Origin of the sequence: Marinisporobacter balticus (assembly GCF_004345705.1) — a bacterium.
In the GTDB taxonomy this organism is placed as follows: Bacteria; Bacillota; Clostridia; order Peptostreptococcales; family Thermotaleaceae; genus Marinisporobacter; species Marinisporobacter balticus.
The window spans coordinates 166343-193201 of sequence record NZ_SLWV01000001.1 but is presented as its reverse complement, the minus strand read 5'-3'; the positions used below and the strand labels follow the sequence as shown (position 1 = coordinate 193201).

The 26859-nt window shown below is 32.1% G+C and carries 31 protein-coding genes; all 31 read left to right on the top strand.

Features of this window, described 5'->3' with window-relative positions:
* Positions 1–457: 457 nt before the first annotated feature.
* The 31 genes from EV214_RS00950 (at position 458) to flhB (ending at position 26850) form a co-directional block, all read left to right on the top strand.
* Positions 458–817, top strand: a complete 360-nt coding sequence (locus tag EV214_RS00950; protein ID WP_132241763.1) for a YraN family protein — start codon at positions 458–460, stop codon at positions 815–817.
* A 144-nt stretch (positions 818–961) separates the two neighbouring features.
* Complete coding sequence (locus EV214_RS00945) at positions 962–2497, top strand: YifB family Mg chelatase-like AAA ATPase (protein WP_132241761.1); 1536 nt, start codon at positions 962–964, stop codon at positions 2495–2497.
* Between the two features lie 15 nt (positions 2498–2512).
* Positions 2513–3592 carry a DNA-processing protein DprA gene (gene dprA, locus EV214_RS00940; protein WP_132241759.1) on the top strand — a complete coding sequence of 360 codons (1080 nt, stop codon included), beginning with the start codon at positions 2513–2515 and terminating at the stop codon, positions 3590–3592.
* Between the two features lie 76 nt (positions 3593–3668).
* The gene (gene topA / locus EV214_RS00935) at positions 3669–5741 is read left to right on the top strand and encodes a type I DNA topoisomerase (protein ID WP_132241757.1); all 2073 of its coding nucleotides are present in this window, start codon (positions 3669–3671) and stop codon (positions 5739–5741) included.
* A 428-nt stretch (positions 5742–6169) separates the two neighbouring features.
* Entirely contained in the window at positions 6170–6949 is a 780-nt protein-coding gene (gene codY, locus EV214_RS00930; RefSeq protein ID WP_165916157.1) for a GTP-sensing pleiotropic transcriptional regulator CodY, read from the top strand.
* Between the two features lie 372 nt (positions 6950–7321).
* A complete protein-coding gene (flgB, locus tag EV214_RS00925) occupies positions 7322–7735 on the top strand; it encodes a flagellar basal body rod protein FlgB (RefSeq protein WP_132241755.1) in 414 nt (137 codons plus the stop codon).
* Between the two features lie 5 nt (positions 7736–7740).
* Positions 7741–8178 carry a flagellar basal body rod protein FlgC gene (flgC, locus tag EV214_RS00920; RefSeq protein WP_132241753.1) on the top strand — a complete coding sequence of 146 codons (438 nt, stop codon included), beginning with the start codon at positions 7741–7743 and terminating at the stop codon, positions 8176–8178.
* Between the two features lie 25 nt (positions 8179–8203).
* On the top strand, positions 8204–8488 hold the full coding sequence (gene fliE, locus EV214_RS00915; RefSeq protein ID WP_165916156.1) for a flagellar hook-basal body complex protein FliE: 285 nt from the start codon (positions 8204–8206) through the stop codon (positions 8486–8488).
* Between the two features lie 34 nt (positions 8489–8522).
* A complete protein-coding gene (gene fliF / locus EV214_RS00910; RefSeq protein ID WP_132241749.1) occupies positions 8523–9386 on the top strand; it encodes a flagellar basal-body MS-ring/collar protein FliF in 864 nt (287 codons plus the stop codon).
* On the top strand, positions 9364–10077 hold the full coding sequence (locus tag EV214_RS00905; protein WP_132241747.1) for a flagellar M-ring protein FliF C-terminal domain-containing protein: 714 nt from the start codon (positions 9364–9366) through the stop codon (positions 10075–10077). The genes fliF and EV214_RS00905 overlap by 23 nt, the downstream gene beginning before the upstream one ends.
* A gap of 11 nt (positions 10078–10088) precedes the next feature.
* Positions 10089–11099, top strand: a complete 1011-nt coding sequence (gene fliG, locus EV214_RS00900) for a flagellar motor switch protein FliG (protein ID WP_132241745.1) — start codon at positions 10089–10091, stop codon at positions 11097–11099.
* Positions 11092–11835, top strand: a complete 744-nt coding sequence (locus EV214_RS00895) for a FliH/SctL family protein (protein WP_132241743.1) — start codon at positions 11092–11094, stop codon at positions 11833–11835. The genes fliG and EV214_RS00895 overlap by 8 nt, the downstream gene beginning before the upstream one ends.
* Positions 11836–11845: 10 nt before the next feature.
* Entirely contained in the window at positions 11846–13153 is a 1308-nt protein-coding gene (gene fliI, locus EV214_RS00890) for a flagellar protein export ATPase FliI (protein WP_132241741.1), read from the top strand.
* Positions 13154–13164: 11 nt separating this feature from the next.
* Complete coding sequence (fliJ, locus tag EV214_RS00885) at positions 13165–13608, top strand: flagellar export protein FliJ (protein WP_132241739.1); 444 nt, start codon at positions 13165–13167, stop codon at positions 13606–13608.
* A gap of 9 nt (positions 13609–13617) precedes the next feature.
* A complete protein-coding gene (locus EV214_RS00880) occupies positions 13618–14868 on the top strand; it encodes a MotE family protein (RefSeq protein WP_132241737.1) in 1251 nt (416 codons plus the stop codon).
* A gap of 27 nt (positions 14869–14895) precedes the next feature.
* Positions 14896–16293: a flagellar hook-length control protein FliK gene (locus EV214_RS00875; protein WP_132241735.1), complete on the top strand. Its 1398-nt coding sequence runs from the start codon at positions 14896–14898 to the stop codon at positions 16291–16293.
* Positions 16294–16304: 11 nt separating this feature from the next.
* Positions 16305–16748: a flagellar hook capping FlgD N-terminal domain-containing protein gene (locus EV214_RS00870; protein WP_132241733.1), complete on the top strand. Its 444-nt coding sequence runs from the start codon at positions 16305–16307 to the stop codon at positions 16746–16748.
* A complete protein-coding gene (locus EV214_RS00865) occupies positions 16741–17103 on the top strand; it encodes a TIGR02530 family flagellar biosynthesis protein (protein ID WP_132241731.1) in 363 nt (120 codons plus the stop codon). Before EV214_RS00870 ends, EV214_RS00865 begins: the two co-directional genes overlap by 8 nt.
* Before the next feature lie 78 nt (positions 17104–17181).
* On the top strand, positions 17182–18621 hold the full coding sequence (locus EV214_RS00860; protein ID WP_132241729.1) for a flagellar hook protein FlgE: 1440 nt from the start codon (positions 17182–17184) through the stop codon (positions 18619–18621).
* 46 nt (positions 18622–18667) lie between these two features.
* Entirely contained in the window at positions 18668–18889 is a 222-nt protein-coding gene (locus tag EV214_RS00855) for a flagellar FlbD family protein (protein ID WP_132241727.1), read from the top strand.
* 3 nt (positions 18890–18892) lie between these two features.
* Positions 18893–19681, top strand: a complete 789-nt coding sequence (locus tag EV214_RS00850) for a motility protein A (protein WP_132241725.1) — start codon at positions 18893–18895, stop codon at positions 19679–19681.
* A complete protein-coding gene (locus EV214_RS00845) occupies positions 19682–20434 on the top strand; it encodes a flagellar motor protein MotB (RefSeq protein ID WP_132241723.1) in 753 nt (250 codons plus the stop codon). It begins immediately after the preceding gene.
* A gap of 24 nt (positions 20435–20458) precedes the next feature.
* A complete protein-coding gene (locus EV214_RS00840) occupies positions 20459–20875 on the top strand; it encodes a flagellar basal body-associated FliL family protein (protein WP_132241721.1) in 417 nt (138 codons plus the stop codon).
* Between the two features lie 16 nt (positions 20876–20891).
* The gene (fliM, locus tag EV214_RS00835) at positions 20892–21878 is read left to right on the top strand and encodes a flagellar motor switch protein FliM (RefSeq protein ID WP_132241719.1); all 987 of its coding nucleotides are present in this window, start codon (positions 20892–20894) and stop codon (positions 21876–21878) included.
* Positions 21865–23040, top strand: coding sequence for a flagellar motor switch phosphatase FliY (gene fliY, locus EV214_RS00830; RefSeq protein WP_330571215.1), 1176 nt, complete (start codon positions 21865–21867; stop codon positions 23038–23040). The genes fliM and fliY overlap by 14 nt, the downstream gene beginning before the upstream one ends.
* Before the next feature lie 15 nt (positions 23041–23055).
* Entirely contained in the window at positions 23056–23418 is a 363-nt protein-coding gene (locus EV214_RS00825; RefSeq protein WP_132241717.1) for a response regulator, read from the top strand.
* 91 nt (positions 23419–23509) lie between these two features.
* Positions 23510–23905, top strand: a complete 396-nt coding sequence (locus EV214_RS00820; RefSeq protein WP_165916155.1) for a flagellar biosynthetic protein FliO — start codon at positions 23510–23512, stop codon at positions 23903–23905.
* Positions 23902–24675 carry a flagellar type III secretion system pore protein FliP gene (gene fliP, locus EV214_RS00815; RefSeq protein ID WP_132241713.1) on the top strand — a complete coding sequence of 258 codons (774 nt, stop codon included), beginning with the start codon at positions 23902–23904 and terminating at the stop codon, positions 24673–24675. Before EV214_RS00820 ends, fliP begins: the two co-directional genes overlap by 4 nt.
* Positions 24676–24686: 11 nt before the next feature.
* The gene (gene fliQ / locus EV214_RS00810) at positions 24687–24956 is read left to right on the top strand and encodes a flagellar biosynthesis protein FliQ (protein ID WP_132241711.1); all 270 of its coding nucleotides are present in this window, start codon (positions 24687–24689) and stop codon (positions 24954–24956) included.
* A 15-nt stretch (positions 24957–24971) separates the two neighbouring features.
* Positions 24972–25757 carry a flagellar biosynthetic protein FliR gene (gene fliR / locus EV214_RS00805; protein ID WP_165916154.1) on the top strand — a complete coding sequence of 262 codons (786 nt, stop codon included), beginning with the start codon at positions 24972–24974 and terminating at the stop codon, positions 25755–25757.
* Between the two features lie 4 nt (positions 25758–25761).
* Complete coding sequence (gene flhB / locus EV214_RS00800; protein ID WP_132241707.1) at positions 25762–26850, top strand: flagellar biosynthesis protein FlhB; 1089 nt, start codon at positions 25762–25764, stop codon at positions 26848–26850.
* The last annotated feature ends 9 nt before the right edge of the window (positions 26851–26859 follow it).

Sequence of the window (26859 nt, the reverse complement as noted above, 5' to 3'; positions counted from 1 at the left end):
ATTGTAGGACTATGTTACATTATTCTTTAAAATAATTCTATAAACGATGCAAACGATTGATCATAAATAGAATAAGGGCTAATAAAGATAGCATTGGATTTCTTTGATTCATAATTTTTTCTCCTACATAACGGGTGTAAACATGTACATATTATAAAAACATATGATGAGATTGCTTGAATATATTACCCTAGTAGACAGCGGTCTCTAGATAGCGTTTATCTAAGAACAAGATGCAAAAGAGAAACTTCTAGTGAATAAAGATTATATTGTAAAAAAATAACAATCGAAACAATTACTAAAATTCGATAAAATTAAATAAAGATAATAAAAATTTAGAAAATTCAAATAGATATGATATACTGTAGACATGTTTGTAGAAGTATAAAAAACAAAAAATAATGAAAGAATACTAAAATAAAATCATAGAGAAGAAGTTTTAGCGAGGAAAGAAATAATGAATAAGAATACAAGAGATTTAGGTATTTTTGGAGAGAAAATTGCTGCAGAATATTTACGGAAATTGTGTTATAAAGTTATCCGATCTAATTATAGATGTAGATTTGGAGAGATCGATCTCATTGTCTATAAAAATAATACATATGTATTTGTTGAAGTGAAAACAAGAAGAAACACATCTTTTGGGAGACCGGTAGAAGCAATTAATAGAAACAAGAAAACACATCTATTGAGAGTAGGCCAATATTATATTCAAAATTTAAATTTAAAAGATTGTAATTTTAGATTTGATGCAATTGAAGTAATGATTGACCCTTTAAAACCACCTAAAGTAAATCATATAGAGAATATTATGTAATAAATAATGCAATACTTATATTTATCAAGAAAGGGTATTATTATGACTACTTAGGGGTTTATAAAATGAAACTTAGCATATGCTGAGTAGAGAGATATATCAAATGATAAATTTTGAATATTTCTTCTTAAAGGAGGTGCTTCTTTGCTATCTAGAGTCTATAGTTGTGTATTAACTGGATTAGATGGTAATCTTACAGAAGTAGAAGTGGATATCTCAAATGGATTGCCAGCTTTAAATATAGTAGGACTTCCAGATACAGCGGTTAAAGAATCTAAGGAGCGTGTTCGTGCTGCAATTAAAAATTCAGGATTTGAGTTTCCTATGAAAAGAATTACCATTAATTTAGCTCCTGCAAACACAAAAAAAGAGGGAACCTATTTTGATTTACCCATGGCTTTAGGAATCCTACAAGCATCCAAGCAGATTGAGAATATATCTATTGAATCATTTGCGTTTATAGGAGAACTATCATTGAATGGAAATCTCAATAGAGTTCCTGGTGCATTACCCCTTGTGATTGCATTAAGAAATCAAGGGATTAAAAAAATTATATTGCCTAAATCTAATGCTGATGAAGCAGCCATGATTGAAGATATAGAAATTTATCCCTTTCACAGTTTAAAGGATATCATAAAATATTTTCAAGGAGATTGCATGGTAGCACCTTATAAAACAGATAAAAGGATACTTAGGAAAGGCAGCAGTGGATATGATGAGGATTTTGCTGATGTAGTAGGACAAGAAATGGTAAAAAGAGCATTTCAAATTGCAGCAGCAGGAGGGCATAATATTATGATGATAGGTCCACCTGGTTCGGGAAAAACTATGTTAGCTCGTAGATTTCCAACTATACTCCCAGATATGACATATGAAGAGAGGTTGGAAGTTACAAAGATCTATAGTGTTGCGGGAGAATTATCGGATTATGCATCTTTGGTAAAGGAAAGACCTTTTCGTTCGCCACATCATACGATTTCAAGTACAGCGCTAGTAGGCGGCGGAAGAAAACCTAAACCAGGGGAAGTATCATTAGCGCACTTCGGGGTTTTATTTTTAGACGAGCTTCCGGAATTTCAACGAAGTGTGTTAGAAATGTTAAGACAACCTATGGAAGATGAAGTAGTCACCATATCAAGACTAAATGCAACCCTTACATATCCATCGAATTTCGTTTTAATGGCAAGTATGAATCCATGTCCGTGCGGTTATTATGGAGATTTATCACATGCATGTTCTTGTACACCTATGCAAATTAAAAAATATTTATCAAAAATCTCAGGACCATTATTAGATAGAATTGATATGCATATTGAAATCTTTCCAATTAAATATGAAGAATTAACAAAAAACTGTACATCCAAAACATCTGCCCAAATGAAAGTAGATGTGGATCGGGCAAGAAAAAATCAGCTGGAGAGATATAAAAATCATAAAATTTTCTTTAATGCACAACTTACGCCAAATTTAACAAAAAAATATTGTGAACTAGGATATCAGGAAAAATTATTAATGGAGGATGCTTTTAATAAATTGGGATTAAGTGCGAGAGCATATAACAGAATCATAAAAGTGAGCAGAACAATAGCAGATTTAAATGATTGTGACCAAATTGAGACTGCTCATATTGCAGAAGCGATTCAATACAGAAATTTAGACAGAAAATTTTGGAATTTGTAATAAAGGATGGAGCGTATGCGTGAGAAGGATTATTTAGTTTGGTTACATAGCTTAAAAGGTGTTGGACACAAATCTTTAGAAAAATTATTAGAGATATTTGGGAGTGCTGAAAAAATATTTAAAATATCAGTTGAGGAACTCTATAAATTTAAAGGAATAAATCATAATATGGTTCATAGCATAATAAAGAACAGAGAAACATTTAAAATACATGCGCTAATAGAAGGTATAAAAAAGCAAAATATAGATATTTTAGAAAGAGAAGATGAAGAATATCCAGAAAATTTAAAAAATATATACGACCCACCTTTTATATTATATAAAAAGGGATGCATAGTAAGCAAGGATGTAGAAGCTGTAGCAATAGTAGGGGCAAGAAAAGCTTCTACATATGGGAAATATGTAGCTTATCAGTTGGGGAAGGATTTGGCGAAAGCAGGGATTACTGTGATTAGTGGAATGGCATATGGGGTAGATACCATGGCGCATAAAGGGGCATTAGAAAATGGAGGAAGAACCATTGCTATTTTAGGATGTGGTTTAGATACTTGTTATCCAAAATCAAATTATGATCTGATGCTACAAATTGAAAAAAATGGAGCCATTCTATCTGAATACAATATAGGAACCAAGCCGTTAGCCGGAAATTTTCCTGCTAGAAATCGAATTATTAGTGGCATGGCAAAAGGAGTTATTGTAGTAGAAGCAAGCATCAAAAGTGGGTCTTTAATTACTGCAGAATTTGCGCTAGAACAAGGACGGGAGGTATTTGCTATACCAGGTAATATTAATAGTCCTTTAAGTAGTGGAACGAATAAGTTAATCAAAGATGGTGCCAAACTAGTGACAGATATAGAAGATGTCTTAGAAGAACTGCATATAGAAATAAGTAAAGATCAAGAAGAGAAAAGGGTAAACTTGAGTGAATTAGAATCAGAAGTATATGATATAATTTTGAAAAATCAACCTATTCATACAGATCTACTTATGAATCAATTAAGGTGGAATGTAGGAAAAATTAGTAGTGTTATTACAATTTTACAATTAAAAGGATTAATAGAGCAACTGCCAGGAAAATTGTTAATCTTAAAATAAATTTTGAATTAATATTTTGAAATTTTAAAAGCTTTCTGATATAATTACTATTGCTTTTAAAAATGGAGGTGAAATTGTGGCAAAATCTTTAGTTATCGTAGAATCTCCTGCCAAAGCCAAAACAATTGGAAAGTTTTTAGGCAAAAATTATAAAGTTGTTGCCTCCGTTGGCCACGTAAGAGATTTACCGAAAAGTAAAATGGGAATAGATGTTGAAAACAACTATGAACCACATTATATAACAATTAGAGGAAAAGGGCCTGTTATAAAAGAGTTAAAAAAAGAAGTAAAAAAAGTAAAAAAAATATTGCTTGCTACTGACCCTGATAGGGAGGGAGAAGCTATCTCATGGCATTTGGCGCATATTTTATCTATTAATGAAAAAGAAGCATGTAGAATAGAATTTAATGAGATTACCAAGGATGCTATTAAAAATGCAGTTAAAAATCCAAGGGAAATCAATAAAAGTTTAGTAGATGCGCAACAAGCAAGACGAATACTAGACAGGCTCGTTGGATATAGCATTAGCCCATTGTTATGGAGAAAAATTAGAAAAGGGCTAAGTGCTGGTAGAGTTCAATCTGTTGCGACGAAGATTATATGTGATAGAGAAAATGAAATAGAAAGTTTTATACCTCAAGAATATTGGAGCATTGTTGCAACTGTATTTAGTAAAAATACAAAAGAAAGATTTGATGCAAAATTTTACGGTACGGTTGCTAAAAAAATGGAATTAGATCATAAAGAGTTGGTAGAAGATATTGTACAAAAGTTGAACAATGGATCTTTCATTGTAGAAAATGTAAAAAGAAAAGAGAAAAAACGAAGTCCATATCCTCCGTTTACTACGAGTAGTTTACAGCAAGAAGCGGTAAATCGATTAGGGTATACGACGAAAAAAACTATGATCATTGCGCAACAACTTTATGAAGGAATTGATATTGAAGGGGAGGGTTCTGTAGGTTTAATTACGTATATAAGAACAGACTCAACCCGTGTTTCAAGTGAAGCAAAGGAACATACAAAAAACTATATTTTAGAGAATTTCACAAGTAAATACATTGGTGAGCATGAGAAAAAATATAAAACGAAGAAAGAAGCACAAGATGCACATGAAGCGATAAGACCTACTTCGATAGATAGACATCCTGAAAAAATAAAAACTTCTCTTAAAAAGGAGCAATACCAATTATATAAGCTTATTTGGGAAAGGTTTTTGGCAAGTCAGATGAAAAATGCGCTTTATGACACGTATTCAGTAGATCTAACAAATAATGGTTTTTTATTTAAAGCATCTGGGTCTAAATTGGTTTTTGATGGATTTTTAAAGGTGTATACGTATGCATCAGTTACAGATAACGAAATTCCAGAGGTTTATGAAGGGCAAATTCTAGATACTGAAGAGATAGAATCAAAGCAACATTTTACACAACCGCCTGCAAGATTTACAGAAAGTTCTTTAGTAAAAGAATTAGAAGAAAAAAATATAGGAAGGCCGAGTACATATGCACCGATAATATCTACAATCCTAAGCCGCGGATACGTAGAAAGGGAAAAGAAATCACTAAAACCTACAGAATTAGGAAGTATTGTGACAGACTTACTGAAAGAATATTTCAAAAATATTGTGGATGAACATTTTACTGCTGAACTTGAAGAACAATTAGATAAAATTGAAGAAGAACAATTAAAATGGGCTGAAGTAATTGATCATTTTTATAAGCCTTTTGATAAAACATTGAAATATGCAGAGGAAGAAATAAAAAAAATTGAATTAATAGAAGAAGAGACAGATGAAATATGTGAAGATTGTGGAAAAAATATGGTGATTAAGTATGGGAAGTATGGAAAGTTTTTAGCTTGTTCAAACTATCCAGAATGTCAGCATACAAGACCATTTTTAAAGAAAATTGGTATAGCATGTCCACGCTGCGGAGGAGATATCGTAGAAAGAAGGTCTAAAAAAGGAAGAGTATTCTATGGCTGTGGAAGTTTTCCAAAATGCAATTTTATGGTATGGAATCGACCGATTGCTGAAAAATGTCCAGTATGTGAATCACTATTAGTAAAAAAGAATAGGAAAAATGATACAATTATACAATGTTCAGATAAAGAGTGTAAATATAAAAGAGTTGAAGAAAATGTATGATAAATCAAAATTATTCAATTATTTTTAAATTTAATGTTGATTAAATTTTAAAAATATGATACCATTTCACATGGTCTGTTGAAACGAATGTTTTGGATATGAAAAAATATTTCAAAAGAATGCATAGATTGAACGGTACAAGGTATTATTAGAATCAGAAGGAATAAAAATACATTTTACTGAAAAAGATATAGATAAAGTAGCAAATTATACATTTCTTATCAATGGAAAACTGAAAATGTTGGTGCGTGAAGACTTCATACGGTTTTAGAAAAATTTCTTAAAGATTTATCTTTTAAAATTATAGATTTGCAAGAAGAAGTGACCATTAATAGGGAAGATATAAAAAATAAATTAAAAGATAAGATTATGCATCGAGAGTTGAATGAAATAATACTATAAGAAAAAAGTTTACGAGGAGGATACAAATGGCGATCTCAATATTGGAAAAAACAAGAAAATTAAATAAAATACTTCAACAGTCAGGGAATGTACCTGTATCATTTGGAGAATTGTGTAAAACATTGAGTAATGTATTAGATTCTAATGTATATGTTGCGAGTAAAAGAGGGAAGGTTTTAGGGGTTCACTTAATAGATCATTCAGAAAATCCTATTATTATTGATTCTGATACGGGAAATAAAATGTTTCCTGATGAATATAATGAGGAATTATTAAAAATTACAGATACGAAGTATAATGTTACAGGAGATGAATTTCTTAAGATTTTCAAGTATGATGTTGAAAGTGTTGAAAAATTGACTACAATTGTTCCTATAAATGGAAGTGGACAAAGATTAGGGACATTGATTTTATCAAGACATGATAAAGCGTTTGTAGATGAAGATTTGGTATTGGCTGAATATAGTTCTACTGTTGTAGGAATGGAAATACTTAGAGCTAAAAGTGAAGTGATTGAAGAAGAAGCAAGAAAAAAAGCTGTTGTACAAATGGCTATTGGTACACTTTCTTATTCTGAACTAGAAGCTGTTGAACATATTTTTGAGGAACTTGAAGGAACAGAAGGTTTATTAGTAGCAAGCAAAATTGCAGATAGAGTAGGAATAACAAGATCTGTTATTGTGAATGCTTTAAGAAAGTTTGAAAGTGCTGGTGTTATTGAATCAAGATCATTAGGAATGAAAGGTACACATATTAGAATATTAAATAATAAATTAATTGATGAACTAGAGAAATTAAAAAGATAATATGTTTTCAAATAAAAAAACAACCTAAAGGGTTGTTTTTTTTATTCGAAAAGTTAATTTTTAAGGTGCAAAGCTATATAAGGAAGTACAAAAAATCAAATGTTAGAATATGGTTAAAAATTACTATCTTTATTGAAAGCAGTAGAAAAAAAGATAGATATAGTATAGAATGTATCTGAGAAATAAGAACATTGTGATTTTGTGTAATATTAAAGAAAATTGTGTAAAAATATGAAAATGTAAAAATAAGGGGAAAGAAGGAATATTCAATTGTATATAGAAATATATAAAGATAAAAGAAAAAACACTATATATGGAGAATTGTGTAGAAAAAACGAATGTTTAAAGATTATATTTTGTTAGGAGGAATATATGAACGTTTTAGATAAATCTTTTAAGAATATGAATATACTAGAGAAATCGATGAATGCCTCTTGGCTTAGAAATGACGCAACATCCAATAATATCGCAAATGTGAATACACCCAAATTTAAAAGGAATGTAGTGAAATTTGAGTCTGTCTTGGCGGAAAGTTTGTCTGATACATCTATAGGGGGAAAAGTAACGCACGAAAAACATATACCAATAGGGAATGTAAATATAGATCAGATAGAACCGATGGTTACAAAAGATTTTACAACAAAATATAGGAAAGATGGAAATAATGTCAATATTGATGTGGAAATGGCAAATATGGCGAAGAATACAATACGCTTTTATACATTAAAAGAAGCTATATCTTCAAATTTACAAAAATTAAAACTTGCTGTGAAGGATGGGAGGTAGATTAGATGAGTTTATTTAAATCAATTAATGTAAGTGCTTCTGGATTAACTGCAGAAAGACTAAGAATGGATATTATATCTAAAAACATAGCAAATGCAAACACGACTAGAACAAGTAACGGTACGCCTTACAGGCGTCAAGTTCCTGTTTTTAAACAGACAGAATCTACTTTTGAACAAACACTCGAAAATGCAAAAAATGGAGAACAAACTGGAAATGGGGTTGAGGTTGTTGGAATAAAGGAAGATAAAACACCATTTAAAAAAGTATATGATCCAGGGCATCCTGATGCGGATAAAGACGGGTATGTACAGATGCCGAATGTAGATATTGTAACAGAAATGATCAATATGATTTCATCAACGAGAGCCTATGAAGCCAATGTGACTGCTATGAATACGACAAAAAGTATGGCTATGAAAGCGCTTGAGATTGGCAAATAGTTAATAAAAAATGGAGGACTTATACATGAAAATTAATAATATTACCAATCCCACGGTACAGTCATTTAATATAAATGATAAAAAAGAGGAAAATAATTTTTCGACATTTTTAAAGAATGCAATCAATGAAGTGAATGATTATGAATTAGCATCACAAAAACTTGGCACGCAAGCTGCAATGGGAGAAATTGAAAATATACAAGAAGTGATGATCGCTACCGAAAAATCAGAAATTGCATTGCAATTTACTATGGAGATAAAAAATAAAGTTCTAGATGCCTATAAAGAAATAATGAGACTACAAGTATAGAATCCGTAGTAGCATAAGGGAATGAGGTGACCAGATGGGCAATACGCTAGAACAAATGAAAGAGCAATTAAATGAATTCTATAAGAAATTAGATAAAAAACAAAAAATAAAAATTGGTGTCAGTGGATTATTAATAATTATTAGTATGGCATTATTACTTACTTTTACTTCCGAACCTGAGTATGTAACCTTATTTAGTGAATTGGAACCTAAAAATGTTGGGGAGATCACAGCAAAACTGGATGAAATGACAATTCCTTGGAAAAATAATGAAACTGGGACAAGTATATTGGTACCGAAGGAATATAAAAATAAAGCACAAGCGAATCTAGCGGTAGCGGGTTTGCCTAAGGGAAATTTTTCTTATGAACAGATGCTTGATAATAGCAGTATAACAATGACGAATGAAGAAAGAAAAAAGAGATTTGTCATTGCACAAATGAACGCATTAGCAAGAACGATAGAAGAAATTGATGGCATAAAGAAAGCAATGGTAAATTTAACTGTAGCAGAAGATACAAATTTTTTAATGAATGATCAAAAATCAAAGGCTTCTGTATTTGTTGAAGTAGAATCTGGAAAAACGCTTTCTAAAGAACAGGTAGATGGTGTTGTGATGCTTGTATCAAATGGCGTAAAGAGTTTAGAACCAGAAAATATATCGGTGGTAGATAATAGAGGACAAGTACTCAATAAAGAAACAGATGGGAATACTTTTGATGCTTCTACGCAATTAGGTTTACAGCAGCAAGTAAAAAATGAACTGCAAGAAAGCATAACACAATTCCTAGCAACTGTATATGGAACAGGAAATGTGGCTGTTATGGTGAATGTAAAGCTTGATTTTGACAGTGAAATCACTGATATGAAGGAATTTGCCCCCCCCTATAGCAGATGAAACTAATGGGCTTATTAGAAGTATTGGCGATGCAAAGGAGCAAGTTGTAAATGGTTCTGAAGGTGGTATACCAGGGACTGATTCAAATGCTGAGGATATCACCCAATACACTGAAAATAGTGAAAGTGTATCTAAGTATGATAAAGCAAATAAGACAATTAATTATGAATTAAATGAAATTAATAAAAAACTTGTTAAGGCACAAGGACAAGTAAAGGATATAACGGTTGCAGTTTTAATTAATAAAAAGTCTTTACCAAATGAAGAGTTAACAGACGAGTATAGAAAAGAAATTGTTAATCTTGTTTCTGCTTCTGCTGGTTTAGACACCAAAGGGGTAGAAGTGATCGCTAGAGAATTTGACACAAGCTTAGTGGATCAGTTTGCAAATACGGAAAGTAACAGTGGATTATCTGGAAGCTTTGGAAATATACCATTATGGGCTATAGGGGTGCTAGGTGCACTTTTTATAGGAATTATAGGCTATACAGTTTACAGGTTAAGACGTAGAAAAAGTGAAATGGATCAGGCACTAGAAGATGTTGTTATGCCAGTGATAGATGAGGATCTTGACGAGATTGAACTTGAAGTAAATGAAAAGTCAGGATATAAAAAGCAAATAAATAAGTTTGTAGATAAAAATCCTGAAGCAGTAGCACAGTTACTAAAATCATGGATTAATGAAGATTAGGAGTGTAGTTTATGACTCGGAAAATGGGACTTAGTGGCAAAGAGAAAGCAGCCGTACTTTTGATATCTTTAGGGCCAGACAAATCAGCTAAAATTTTCAAGCATCTTCAAGAAGAAGAAATTGAGGAATTAACATTAGAAATTGCAAATATGAGAAAAATTTCATCTGAAGAAAAAGAGAAAGTTATGGAAGATTTTTATCAAGTTTGCTTAGCACAAGAGTATATCTCTGAAGGCGGTATTAATTATGCGAAAGAAATTTTAGAAAAAGCTTTAGGATCACAAAAGGCTTTTGATATTGTAAATAAGCTAACGGCTTCTTTACAAGTTCGTCCTTTTGATTTTGCAAGAAAAGCTGATGCAAGTCAATTGCTAAACTTCATTCAAAATGAACACCCGCAAACCATTGCACTTATTCTTTCATATTTAGGATCTCAGCAAGCAGGGCAAATATTATCTTCTTTGCCTCAAAATAAGCAAGCAGCAGTAGCAAAGCGTATTGCTACAATGGATCGTACTACACCAGAGATTATTAAAGAAGTTGAATCAGTTTTAGAAAGTAAGCTCTCTTCTATGGTTACGCAAGATTATACTTCTGCTGGAGGGATACAATCAATTGTAGATTTATTAAATTCTGTTGACAGAGGAACAGAGAAATTTATTATGGAAACATTAGAAATTGAAGATGTGGAATTGGCTGAAGAAATCAAGAAGAGAATGTTTGTATTTGAGGATATTGTTACATTAGATAGTACATCTATTCAAAGGTTTATACGTGATGTAGACAACAATGAGTTAGGGATTGCCTTAAAAGGCGCTACAGAAGAAGTCCAAGAAGTTATATTTAATAATATGTCAAAACGAATGGCAGAAATGATTAAAGAAGATATGGAATTTATGGGTCCAGTACGACTAAGAGATGTTGAAGAAGCACAACAAAAAATAGTAAACATGATTAGAAAACTTGAAGAAGCAGGTGAAATCATCATATCGCGTGGAGGAGGGGATGAAATAATTGTCTAGAATTTTTAAATCTTCCTATGTTACAGTGGGTCAAAAAAAAAAGATTGGAATAGAAAGTATCCCCTTAGAGATAAAGGTTGAAAAAGAAAAAGATATTCGGGAAGAAATTGATTATGAAGCCATTCATAATGAAAAAATGAAAGAAATAGAAAAATTAGTAAAGCAAAGAATGGCAGAAGCAGAAAAACAAGCACAAACAATTATTCATGATGCTTATGAAGATGCAAAAGGGATATATGAAAATGCAAAGAAAGATGGATTTGAAAAAGGAAGGCCCGAAGGCTATGAGACAGGGAAAGATGAAGCAAACCTGCTTATAAAAGAAGCCTTAAACATAAAAAATGAAGTGCTAAAAACAAAGAAAAATATCGTTGAAGGATTAGAGGAACAAAGTATAAAACTTGTTATTCATACTGTAGAAAAAATACTAAATAAAGAAGTTAAGGACACATATGATACCATTATTGGATTAGTAAAAGCAGGACTAAGCAAATGTGCCTACACCGAATCTTTGGTTCTTAGAGTGAGTCCTGATGACTATAATTACACAGAAAGTGCAAAGAACAAAATATTATGTTTAGCAGAAAATATTGATGATATAACCATAAAACAAGAACCTTCTCTTAAAAAAGGAAGTTGTATTATTGATACTGTATCTGGAAGTATTGATTGTAGCATTGAAACACAATTGAATCAGATTAAGTCTTTATTTACAGAAATATTAGAGAGTGAGTGATGCGTTTAAAATGCTTAATCTAGACAAGTATAAATATGCACTTGAAAATGCAAACTTAATCAAATATAGTGGAAAAGTTTCTCGAATTATAGGCCTTACAATAGAGGCATTGGGACCCGCTGTAAAACTAGGAGAACTATGTCTCATTTATCCGTTAAAAGGAAGAATCGCGATAAAAGCGGAAGTTGTTGGATTTAAGGATGAAAAGGTTTTACTAATGCCTTTAGGAGAAATGGATGGTATTGGACCTGGCAGTAAAGTTGTTGCAACGGATGAATTGCTTAATGTGAATGTTGGAGAAAATTTATTGGGTCGCATATTAGATGGATTAGGAAATCCGATTGATCATGCTGGGCGAATAGATAGTACAAAGAAATATCCGGTGAATAATCAACCCCCCAATCCTCTTAAGAGAAAGAAAATAGAAGATGTACTTTCTTTGGGAGTTAAAGCTATTGATGGCTTATTGACTTGTGGCGTAGGTCAAAGAATTGGTGTTTTTGCAGGAAGTGGGGTAGGAAAAAGTACACTTATGGGGATGATTGCTAGAAATACTGAAGCAGATGTGAATGTGATCGCACTTATTGGAGAGCGTGGGAGAGAGGTAAGAGAATTTATTGAAAATGATTTACAAGAGGAAGGATTAAAAAGATCTGTAGTTGTTATTGCAACATCTGATCAACCTGCTCTCGTAAGAATGAAAGGAGCACTCTTAGCAACGTCTATTGCTGAATACTTTAGAGATACAGGAAAAAATGTTATGCTACTCATGGACTCTCTAACAAGATTTTCTATGGCGCAAAGAGAGGTAGGGCTAGCAGTAGGAGAGCCGCCTGTTACAAAAGGATACACACCTTCGGTTTTTGCAGCACTACCTAAACTGTTAGAACGTTCTGGAAACTCTGATAGAGGATCGATAACAGCACTTTATACAGTTCTTGTAGATGGAGATGACTTAAATGAACCCATTACAGATGCTGCAAGAGGGATATTAGATGGACATATTGTTCTGTCAAGAAACCTTGCAAATAAAAATCACTATCCAGCTATAGATATATTGGCAAGTATAAGTAGGGTAATGCCCAATATTGTTGAAGAAGAACACAAAGAATTTTCAAGTAAATTTAGAGATATACTCGCTACTTATAAAGATGCTGAAGACTTGATTAATATAGGTGCATATGCAGAGGGGAGCAATCCTAAGATCGACTATGCTATAAAAATGATCGAATCATTAAACGATTATTTAAAGCAAGGGGTTCATGATAAGTTTAATTACGCAGATGCCACCAAACAAATGAAAGATATCCTACAATAGAGGTGTATACAATGAATAAATTTATCTTTAAATATGAAAATTTATTAGGCGTCAAGGAACGGTATGAAGAATTAATAAGTAGGAAATTAAATAAAGCGCAAAAAAAGCTTGAAGATGAAAAAATGCGCTTAAAGGGACTAGAAGATTACAAAGAAGACTGCCAACATAATATGGCTATACAAATGAGAAAAGGGACAGATGCTGTTTCACTTAGAACATATGATATGTTTTTGATGCAGCTAAAAAGAAAAATATTAAGCCAAAAGGAAGCAATAGAAAAGTGTAATCAAGAAGTAAACCAATATAGATTAGAATTAATGCAAGCAGCTAAAGAGAAAAAGACCTTTGAAAAGCTTAGAGAAAGAGAAAAAGAAAATTTTTACTATATAGAAAAAAAAGAAGAAGAAAATTTTGTGGATCAACTAGTAACTTTTAATAACTTCAAGAGCAATTAGGGGGCACCAATGGCAAAGTCTAATATAGTAGAGAAAGAAAAAAAAAGTATGGGTATAGGAAAAATATTAGGGACTGTGGTTGTGGTTTTTATTACAATTCCACTAATGATTATGAGTATTTTATATTTTACTAATGACAATTACAAATTTATTATAAACCAATATTTGAGTAAAATATCTGGACCTATTGGGGTGTATTTTGAAAGTTATCCAACGAGAGATGAAAAGGAAGGCCAAAAGAGAGAAGTTGCGAAATATTTGGTAAATCTAGATATTGAAAGCGCATCTGATAAGTTGACCATCATTCAAAAGGAAGATGAAAAATTATATGCAGATTTACTCAAAATTTGTACACAGATCAATGGGAATCAGACGAATAAAATACTTGAATATATGCGACAAAGTGCTATCAAGAAAGATGTTTTATCATCCATTATAGAACAAATAAAAGGGGATCAAATAAAGGAATTACAAGAGAAAGCAAAATATTATGAAACGACAGCTTTAGTAAATGCTGTTGAAGAAATCAACGATAATTTAACAAGTGAAATGGTTTCTTATAAAAATATAGGACTAACCCTAGAACAAATGAAGGAAGAGAATGCTGCTGAAATTTTGAAATATTTAGATAAAGATGTAGCAATTAGACTTTTATCCAACTACCAATCAAAAAATAAAAGAAAAAAAGTTGATGAATTGCTAAGGCGTATGGAAGAACGAGAAAAAGAACTAATAAACATTGCCAACATATATAACGTTGAAAAAGCTGAAAAACTACTAGCAGATATTGGTGATGAGAATAATTACAAACCTGAAGAATTATCAATTGTTTACAGAAATATGGATAGGTTAAAAGCTGCTCAAATCTTATCAAAAATTGAAGATAAAAATTTTACTTATAAGTTGTTAGAGCAGATTAAGAATGATGAACTGATTGTAAACGGGAAAGATACAGTGACATCAGATATGATGAGCGCGATGAAGATCTATCGTGAATATGATCAAGAAATTGATGAATTGACAAAAGTTTATGGAAAAATGGAACCTACACAAATTGGAGCTGTAATTACAAAATTATTTAAAAGTCGTAATATGCCTAAAAAATACGCTTTTCAAAATGGAGAAGAAATTATTATTACAGATCAAGAGATCGCAGTAAATATTTTAAAAAAGTTAAAGGAAAAGACAGTGGCAGAAATACTTGCAACACTAGATAGTAGTTTAGCTTCTGAACTATCGAAAAAGCTGACACTACCTTAATAAAAATACTAGAAAGGGGGTGAAAAAATGAATGCGTTACAAATGAATCTAAAGACACAAGTTAATCATACGCAATCCACAACGAGCAAGCCTAAGGATCTGATGAAAAGAAAAGAAAGTAGCACTTTTAATGGCATCTTAAGTGAAAATATGAAACAACAAAAAGAATATGATTTCAAGAAAAAAAGTGATGAAAAGTTTATAGAGAACACAAATAGTGAAGAAAAGTTAAATGCTGAAAGTCAATCTATACAAAAAGAGAAAACTGAAAAAAATTCAATCACAAATAACGAAGCAATGGAAAAAATAGAAAATGCAGAAAAAGACAATGCAAAAGAGGAACTACCACAGGAACTTATGGATTTTATTGCTTCGTTGAATAAGCTTTTAGAAGAAATGGATAAAAAGATGCTTGTTGAAGGAAAGGACGTTGCCGTAACTGCGTCATTTGAAGAATTGAAATCACAAATTAATGAATTTCTATCAAATATGGATCAAAATAATATTGTAGCTACGCAAGATACGGCATCACTAAAAGAAACACTTATGCAATTGATGAATCAATTTGAAACAGCGATGGATCAAACTGAAGTGAAAGTAGAATCAGAAGATTTTAATGAACTATTATCAAAAATTAAAGCAGTATTAGAAGATAATCAATATGATAAAACAAAAGACACGCCTGTTACGAATGATGTAATCGATAAAAAAGACTTAACAAACGTACAAAGTAAAGAAGATGCTAAGAAAGATACAGAAACAGTAAAAAATGAAGTATCCGTAAATACAAAAAATGAAACAAAGGCTGATTCGGAAAATGAGAGGCAAATGTCACAAAATGAAAACAAAGAAGGTAAAAGTGGTTTTTTTGCGAATAAAGAGCAAAAAATTATTATCAGTGATAAAATAATACAAGAATTACCAACCACGTATAATGTTCAGAGCAATGTAACCTCAGTAGAAAATATAAAAATAGAAAATGATATGTTACAAAAACCGAATTTTAACAATATCTTAGAACAAATGGTTGAGAAAGCACAAGTGATCGTAGATGAGAAAGGTTCAGAAATGTCTTTACAGCTTAAACCAGATAATTTAGGAAATCTGTCTATGAAAATAGCCGTTGAGAGAGGCATCGTTATTGCAAATATTGTTGCAGAAAATCAAGCAGTAAAAGAGGTTATAGAATCAAATTTTAATGCACTACGTGATGCCCTAAATGAAAAAGGTTTTGGTATTTCTGAATTGAATGTAAGTGTAGGACAAGACTCAGATTTTCAAAAACAGCAAAATTTTATGAATTCCAAGAAAAAAAGTAGTGGAAAAATGGCTATAGATAAATTAGATTATGAAGATTCAATTTTAAATGAAGAAGCAAATGATATAAGTGCTATCAATACTTCAAAAATCAATCATTTAGGTTAGGAGGTGAAAAAATGTCTGTGGATGGAGTTAATAACAATACAACGAATGTGACGAATAGTGAGAAAGTAACAGCGGCTATAGAAAGAGGAGAAAAAACGAGTGTTAAAGAAAAAAAAGATACATTGGGGAAAGATGCATTTTTACAGCTTCTCGTAACACAGCTTAGTCATCAAGATCCATTAAATCCTGTTGAAGATAAAGAAATGCTCGCACAAATGGCTCAATTTAGCAGTTTGGAACAAATGCAAACTTTTAACAAATCTATGGAGGGATTAAGAGAAGATATTGCATATGCAGTAAAAGATGTTTTAACAGTAGATACAATGAACTACAACTTAAATAAAGAAGTGCTTGGTGAATTAATAAAATTAAATAAAGCTTTAGAAGCATATGGAATAAAACCACCAGTAGATTCTGACCCTGAAGTTGATACAGGAGGCAGTGGAGATGAATAAAATAATGATTCAAAATATTCATGCCACAACGCAAAAAATAACATCTAAAAAAGTAGTGCAAAATAAATCTTTCGCACAGCTACTAGATCATGTTGTGAACAAAGATGTAAAATTCTCTAAACATGCAATAGAACGGTTAGCGTCGAGAAATATAAAGCTTGACAATAAAGAAATTTTTAAAATTAAAGAAGCTTTAAATAAAGCAAATCAAAAGGGAATTAAAGAGACACTGATCCTTATGAATAACAAAGCATTTGTTGCGAGTGTACAAAATAAAACGATTATTACAGTAGCGACAGATGAACAGTTAAAAGATAATGTTTTTACGAATATTGATGGGGCTGTAATTATATAGCTGGACCTTTATAGGAGGCTATATATCGCTGAATGATTGAGGAGATATATTACAGTAAATAAAAGGAGGTCATGTAAAATGATGCGTGCATTGTTTACCGCAGTGTCAGGACTTGGTGTTCACAAATCAAAAATGGATGTTATTAGTAATAATATTGCCAATGTGAATACAGTAGGATATAAAAAGAGCAGAATGACATTTAAAGAAACTTTTAACCAAACATTACAAGGGGCATCTGCCCCACAAGGTGGCAGAGGAGGTACAAATCCACAACAGATTGGGTTAGGTGTTGGTATTGGTGCCATGGATACCATCCATACAATAGGTGTTGCAGAGACAACGGATGTACCTACAGACTTAATGATTAATGGAGATGGTTTTTTTATGGTTTCTGATGATGCGAGTTTTCTAAACAGAAGCTATACAAGAGCAGGAAATTTTCAAATAGATCGAGCAGGTAATCTAAATAATGCAGATGGTCTTAGAGTATTAGGTTATCGTGTAGAAGATATGGGGGAAAATCCAACGTTTAAGAGCAATCTAGAAGGATTAGTTATTTCAAAAGCAATGACCTTTCCAGCAAAAGCAACTACAAAAGTTACATTAACAGGACAATTGAATAGTGAGACAGAAAAAACTATTGATCTTGGTACTGTTGGTGTTGAGCCTGCACAGGGTAATGTAAGTGATGATCCTACAAAAGATGCTGTACTATTGTTGAAAAATGGAAAATATGAAGTAAACCCTACCTACGCAGATGCAGTCGCAAAGGAAGTATCCTTTCAAGCATTTGATAATTTGGGAGGGATGCACAATTTTAAGCAAGTGTATATAAAGATTAAAGATAAACAAGTTGCTGCTGGACCTCCAGCAATAAATAATAGTCAATATCAAGTTGAAACATTCTATGTAAAAAAAGATGGAACCATGTTACATGCTGGTGCTGCTACTACACCTCCAACTGCAACTGGAACTTCACCAATATTAGAATTTGATTCAAGTGGAAAATTAGTCAATACACCGAAACTATCATTAGAGGTTGGTGCTGGTTTAACAAATGGTGCAGGAGCTTTAGGCTTTGATGTAGAGCTTAACAGTGATAACATCATCATGACTTCTGGTGAATCTACCATGTCTGACGAGCAAGATGGGTATAAACAGGGAAGCCTTGATACTTATACTATTGGGCAAGACGGGATCATTCAAGGGACCTTTACAAATGGGATGAAGTGTTCAATAGGAAGGCTTGCTTTGGCAAAATTCAAAAATCCTGCTGGACTTTTAAAAACATCAGGGAACATGTTTATCAATACGGCAAACTCTGGATCACCCATTGTAGGAAAGCCTGGTGAAAGTGGATTTTCTACTTTAGCTGGCGGAAAATTAGAAATGTCTAATGTAGATATAGCTAAAGAATTTACAGATATGATCACAACACAAAGAGGGTTCCAAGCAAGTGCAAAAATAATTACAACATCAGATGAAATATTACAGGAATTAGTAAACTTAAAAAGATAATAATTTATTCCGGGCATCTTTGCCCGGAATCTAAAGGATGGTTCGCATGATTTATGTTACAAGATTAAGTGGAAAAGAGTATGTAATCAATAGTGATCTAATTGAATGTATTGAGTCTACACCGGATACAGTCATAACCCTTACTACTGGTAAAAAAATAATTGTATTAGAACCTATTGACGAAATAATTAACAACATAATAAAATATAAACAGCAAGTTTTTTCACATCTAGAAGTAAAGCATAACTCCTTGAGAAATGAGGTGTAGACATTGGATTTAGCAACAATTATTGGAATCGTTTCAGGGCTAGGAATGATTATATGGGGGATTGTGATAGATGGAAGTATTTCAACTTTTTATAATCTACCATCAATCGTGATTGTCCTAGGGGGAACCATTGCAGGGATTTGTGTAGCCTATCCGTTGAATAAACTAAAAGACGCACTGGTTGTTGTAAAAAAAGCCTTTGCGAGTAAAAATCATGATCCTATGGAAATTATTTCAAAGATCATCGAAATTGCAAACATTGCAAGACGTGAAGGTCTGTTAGCGCTTGAAGAGGCGGCAGAAAATATAGATGATAAATTTTTGCAAAAAGGTGTTATGCTTATTGTAGACGGTACAGATCCTGAGTTAGTTAGAAACATTTTAGAAACAGAATTGGCATTTGTTGAAGAAAGACATGGTGAAGGGCGAAGCATATTTGATACTTTAGGAAGTCTAGCACCAGCCTTTGGAATGATCGGTACATTGATAGGACTTATTAATATGTTAAAAACCCTAGAAGATCCCTCGGCTGTAGGACCACAGATGTCAGTCGCTTTAATTACTACTTTTTATGGGTCATTGCTTGCAAACTTAATATTTATTCCTATTGCTGCAAAATTAAAAATTAGGAGTAGAGAAGAGATATTGATTAAAGAAGTAATGGTTGAAGGACTTTTGTCTATTCAAGCAGGGGAGAATCCTAGAATTATTGAAGTAAAACTTAAATCTTTCCTTCCTCCAAAACATAGAAAGACCTCTGAAGGTAATGATAAAGAGGGAGTGGAGGCTTAAATGGGAAGAAAAAGAAAACAGGAAGAGACAAAGGCGGGTTCACCTGCGTGGATGACTACTTTTAGTGACTTGATGACATTACTACTGTGTTTCTTTGTACTATTATTTGCTTTTTCAACGATAGATTTAAGAAAATTCTCAGCAGTGATGCAGTCTTTTCAAGGTTCCTTAGGTGTTTTTGAAGGAGGAAAAACCCTTGATAGTACAGAATACATTCAAGAAGCCTTAAATGATGAAAAAACAACAGCACAACTTGAGGAGATAGAGGACTTTAAAAAACTAAAAGAGCAGATCGAAGAGTATCTAGAGAACAATGAGATGGAGCAACAAATACTGGTTGACCTTGATGCAAGAGGATTACTACTTAGATTTAAAGATAATGTGCTTTTTGATTCAGGCTATGCACAACTAAAGCCAGTAGCGAAAAAGACATTGGAATTTATAGCGGATCTATTAAAACAGGAGGAGTTTATAGAGAAATATATAAGGATTGAAGGCCATACAGATGCTGATCCAATTATACACTCTAAAAAATTTCCAACAAATTGGGAGCTTTCTGTGACAAGAGCTTCAAATGTAGTAAGGTTTTTAATTGAAGAAGCAGATATGAGTCCTCAAAAATTATCGGCATCAGGATATAGCAAGTATCACCCTGTAGCACCAAATGATAGTGTTGAGAATAAAGCAAAGAATAGAAGAGTAGATATTGTTATACTTCGTTCTGAATTTGTTAAATCAGAGTCATATTATTAAAGTGCTCAGAAAGGGTGTAGAAGAATGACAACAAAAAAAATAATATTATATAGTGTCATAGGTTTTATTTTAACAGCATTAGTTGTGGGTGGCGTATTTTATTTTGTAGCAAATAAAAAAGCAAATGAAAACCCAAAAGAAGTTCAAACGAGCACCTATTCTATGGGGGAATTATATGCAAATATAAAAGAGAGTAGAAAAATTTTAAAAGTAAACATAGAGATAGAAATAGCGAATGAAAAAATAAATGAAGGATTAGACAACAAGCGCTCCGAAATAATAAACAAGATATTAGAATTATTAAGAAGTAAAGATGAAACACAATTATCAGGTGACAAGGGCCAACAAGCTCTTCGAAAAGAAATAGTGAAATCTGTAAAATCTGTGGTGCCCTCTGATGAAATTATGGATGCATATTTTGTAGAGTATATTATCCAATAAAAGGGAGGGATCGTGATTGTCTGATGTATTGTCACAAAGTGAAATTGATGCGCTACTCCAGGCACTAAGTACCGGTGAAGTGGATGCACAGGAAATGAAAGCGGAAACAAAAGAAGCAAAAGTTAAAAGATATGATTTCAGAAGACCAAATAAATTTGCAAAGGATCAATTGCGAACACTCCAGATTATTCATGAAAATTTTTCTAGAGCGTTAAATACTTTCTTATCTGGTTATCTAAGAAGTTTAATACATGTGGAAGTGTTAAGTGTAGAACAATTATCTAATTATGAGTTTACCAATTCAATAGCAAATCCAGCGATTTTAGGGATTATAGATTTTAGCCCGCTAGATGGGCAGATTATTTTAGATATTACTGCTGATATTGCTTTTGCAATTATTGATAGGATATTAGGAGGTAGTGGCATCGCGATTGAGGAAAAGAGAAGTTTTACAGAAATTGAAATTTCATTGATAAAGAAACTAATGAAGCAAATTATTAAGTTATTTAAAGAACCATGGGAAAATGTAGTACCTATTGATCCAAGGTTAGAAAAAATAGAAACCAATTCTCAATTTGCTCAGATTGTTTCGCCAAGTGAAACAATAGCTCTTATAACATTGAATATTAAGATTGGTGAAGTTGAAGGAATGGTAAATCTATGTATTCCTCATTTGGTTATTGAGCCTATCTTACCAAAATTGAACACAAGATTGTGGTTTACTAGTACAAATAAAGAACGCACACAAGGAGATGAAGAACTTCTTACACACAGAGTAGAAAAAACGAAAGTTCAAGTTAGAGCTGTTTTGGGAAGAACTTTTATAACAGTAAGTGATTTTCTTGATCTTCAAGTAGGAGATGTGGTTCAATTAGATGCTTTGGTAAATGATGATATGAAAATATTTGTAGGAGATAATCTAAAATACTATGGAAAACCTGGAACAAAAAAGAAAAAGATGGCTGTGCAAATAAAAGGTGTTGTAGAGAATGGAGATGAGTAAAATGGCCGATATGCTTTCTCAAGAGGAAATAGATGCTTTATTGAAAGGTACCCCGCAGGTTGTGGAGGATAAAAAACATATAGAACTAAATGAAAATCAAAAAGATGCTTTAGGAGAGATAGGAAACATTAGTATGGGCACTTCTGCAACAACATTGTTTACGCTTTTAGGGCAAAAAGTTACCATTACGACGCCAATGATATCTGTGTTAACAATGGAAGAACTAGCAAAACAATATCCAACGCCTTTTGTTGTTGTTGAGGTTAAATATAAAGAAGGCATTGAAGGTGGAAATCTCTTAGTATTAAAAGAAAATGATGTTAAGATTATTACGGATATTATGATGGGTGGAGATGGAACAAACAATTCAGGAGAATTAACAGAATTACATTTAAGTGCTATCGGTGAAGCGATGAACCAGATGGTAGGATCATCGGCCACTTCTCTGTCTGAAATGTTTCATAGTAAAATAGATATCAGTCCCCCAAGGGCTATGTCTATGAGTTTTTCAAAGGATATAGAAGGCTTAGATTTTGTAGGTTATGATGACCAAGTCGTAAAGATTGCATTTAAAATGGTAGTAGGAGATATTATTGATAGTGAGATTATGCAAATTATACCAATATCTTTTGCAAAGGATTTAGTAGATAATTTACTAAATGGCACTTCTACAAACTATCAAGAAGAACAACATAATTCTATAAGTAATCAAATGAATAATATCCCTCCAATTATAGAACAACAAGCAAATGGGATGCAGCAACAGATGAGCAATGAGGGATATATGAGTAATAATAATGCTATGCCAGGTTCAGGTATGCCTAGTGCAAGAAGGACAGAACCAGTAAATGTGCAACCTGTGCAATTCCAATCTTTTGATAATGGGTATGGAAGTAATGGAAAAGAAAGTATCAGTTTAATTAAAGATGTACCACTAGAAATTACTGTGGAATTAGGTAGAGCTTCTAAAACAATCAGTGAAATTTTAGAATTTTCTCAAGGAACGGTTGTGGAACTTGAAAAATTAGTTGGAGAACCTTTAGATATTCTAGTAAATGGACAATTTATGGCTAAAGGAGAAGTTGTTGTAATTGATGAAAACTATGGGATTCGTATAACAGATATCCTAAATCCTGCAAAAAAGATAAATAAGATTAAATAACGAGGAGGAAATATAATGCCAAAAGGAATTTTAGTAGTTGATGATGCCGCATTTATGAGAATGATGATTAAGGATGTTTTAACAAAATATGGATTCAATGTTCTAGGGGAAGCTGAAAATGGTGCAAAAGCAGTTGAAAAGTATAAAGAATTGAACCCTGAATTAGTGATTATGGATATTACTATGCCAGAAGTAGATGGTATACAAGCCTTGAAAGAGATCAAAAAAATCAATCCGAATGCGAAAATTGTTATGTGTTCTGCGATGGGGCAACAAGCGATGGTTATTGAAGCAATTCAAGCTGGAGCTGGAGATTTTATTGTAAAACCATTTCAAGCAGACCGGGTTGTTGAAGCTGTTAAAAAAGTACTAGGTTAGTTCGAAAGGGGAAATTACAATTATAGCAGATATAAAATATTTTATGAGTGTTTCAATTGCATTTCTCTTTATATTAGGATCGGCCTATTATGTGACAAAATGGATGGGTAAAAATGGTAACCTGTTTATAAAAGGTAGAAACATGAAAATCGTTGAAAAAATATCTTTAGGTATGGACAAATCTATTTGTATGATTCATATTGGGAGAGATTACTATATCCTAGCTGTTGGTAAACAAAATATTGAATTATTAGATAAAATCAATCAAAATGATATAAAAATTACTTTGAATCCTCCCAAAGATGAGCAAATACAAGAGCCATTTGATGATTTTCTAGATGAATATCTGTATAAGGAGAACAGTCTATCAGATGAAAGGCAGAAAAATATAGATAGTTTTACAGCGCCTATGTGGGATAAGCTAAAAGGAATGAAAAGACGTAGCGCAGAGATAAAACACTATAAAGATAAGGACGAACTAAAATGAAGAAAAAAGGTGTAAAAAGAATATATTGGATCATTGGGATTATGATATTTATCATAGGGTTCTCATTCTCTGTATCTTGTGCCGAACCTAAAATGCCAATTCCCAAAATCAGTATAGGCTTAGATGAAGCCAATAATCCAAAGGAAGTAGCCAATAGCTTGGAAATTTTATTTTTAATGACAGTTTTAGCACTAGCGCCATCTATTTTAATTATGATGACATGCTTTACTAGAATTATCATTGTGTTATCTTTTATACGTAAAGCGATTGCTACGCAAACAACACCACCTAATCAAGTGCTTATTGGATTAGCTCTTTTTCTCACTTTTTTTATTATGGCACCCATTGGTTCGGAGATTAATGAAAAGGCGATACAACCTTATTTGAATGAACAGATTTCAGCAGAAGTAGCAATAGAAAATGGAATGGCACCACTAAGAAAATTTATGTTTAATCAAACAAGAGAAAAAGATTTGGCACTTTTTATAGATATATCAGGTAGTGAGGTGCCAAAAGAACTTAAAGATATTCCAACGAAAGCATTAATTCCAGCCTTTATTATTAGTGAATTGAAAACTGGATTTCAAATTGGGTATGTACTATTTATACCATTTGTCATAGTTGATATGGTAGTTGCCAGCACACTCATGTCAATGGGAATGATGATGTTACCGCCAGTGATGATTTCAATGCCTTTTAAGATTTTACTATTTATATTGGTAGATGGCTGGAATCTTATTATCAAATCCTTGATTATGGGATTTAAATAGAGGTGTAATCAATGAGCCAAGGACAAATTATAGATCTTTTGCAGCAAGCTATGCTAAATGTGATATTATTATCAGCACCAATGCTTGTGTTAGGGCTCATTGTGGGCTTAGCAGTAAGTGTTTTTCAGGCAACAACACAAATACAAGAACAAACACTTTCATTTGTTCCTAAAATCATAGCGATTTTAGTTGCGATTATTGTTTTTGGTCCATGGATTTTAAGTAGAATTGTAGATTATACAGAAGGTTTATTTATGAATTTAAATGATTTTATAAAATAGATTGGATTGAAAAATGTGGAGATTGCAGTAAGATTATTAGGGCATATTGATATATTCTTGCTAATTTTTGCAAGAATTTTAGGCATTTTTGTTTCAACACCAGTTTTTAGTAATAAAAATGTACCTTCTTATATAAAAATAGGAGTTTCTTTAATTATTACACTGATCCTATTTCCTGTGATTAATGTACCCAAAAATCTAGTGAATGATAACTTCTATTCATTATCGCTAAATAGCACAAAAGAATTGATGACAGGTATTATGATAGGATTTATTTGTTACCTTTTTTTCAGCGCAATCTATTTGGCAGGAAATATTATTGACATGCAAATAGGTTTTTCTATGGCAAGTGTAATAAATCCAGAAGATGATACACAAGTGCCAATAATGGGAAGCTTGTTCTATATCATGGCAGTATTAGTGTTTTTATCAACGAATGGACATCATACGGTAATTTATGCACTAAAATATAGCTTTGACAGCATTCCTATGGGAAGCTTAATAGTTAATGCGTTTATGATTGATAAATTAATCAGCATATTAACAACAATTTTTATTGTTGCTTTTAAAATGGGTGCACCTATTTTGATTACAATTTTTATATCAAACATATTACTTGGAATATTAGCACGTACTATGCCTCAAATGAATGTTTTTGTTGTAGGGATGCCTCTAAAAATATTAGTGGGTCTTATGATTATTGTTTTAATACTACCTTTATATTTAGGGGTTTTCGAGCATCTATTTGACAACATGTTTGAAAATCTTTACGATTTTATAAACCTTGTAGCAAAAGGATGATGTCATGTTTCTTTTTAAGATAGATTTACAACTTTTTTCTGGAGAAAAAACAGAAAAAGCTACACCAAAGAAAAGAAAACAATCTAGAGATGAAGGCCAGGTATTACAAAGTAAAGAAATTAATTCCGCATTTATATTGCTAGTTACTTTTTTAGTTTTAAGTGTAATGGGAAATTATATTTACCAAAACTTTATGGACTTTACTAAAAATTTATTTTTAGAAATGAAAGATAGTGATAATTTATTTACGATTAATGAAACGCACAAATTATTGATACAAACTATTATTTTAATAGCAAAAATAGTAGTACCTATTGTAGGGAGTGCATTTATTGTTGGTTTAATATGTAGCTATATGCAGGTAGGATTTTTGTTTACAACAAAACCTTTAAAACCTAAGCTTAGCAAACTCAATCCAATTAATGGGATGAAAAAATTTTTTTCAATGAAACCTTTAGTAGAACTTTTTAAATCACTTATAAAGATCAGTGCAGTTGGATATATAACTTTTAGCTATGTATTAAAACAATCTAAGAATATATTCAATATTATGGACATGGATATTTTGCAAATTATAGGGTATTTAGGTAAAACTACAGTGAATATAGCTTTTCGCGCTGCCGCTATGTTAATTGTTTTAGCAGCAGCAGATTATTCATATCAAAAATGGGAGCATGAAAAAGAGTTGAAAATGTCAAAACAGGAAATAAAAGAGGAATATAAGCAAATGGAAGGAGATCCTCAATTAAAATCAAAGATTAAAGAAAAACAACGACAAATGTCAATGGGAAGAATGATGCAAGATGTGCCAAAGGCAGATGTGATTATTACAAACCCAACCCATTATGCTGTTGCCATTCGGTATGATAGTAAACTTGAAGATGCCCCTGTTGTCTTAGCAAAAGGAAAAGATCTTATTGCACAAAAAATAAAAAAAGTAGGGTATGAAAATGATATAACAATTGTAGAAAACAAACCACTCACCCGATCCATTTATTTCGCTGTTGATATAGGAGATTATATTCCTCCAGATCTTTATCAAGCAGTTGCAGAAGTGTTAGCTTATGTATATAAACTCAAAAATATCCAATAGGAGGAATAA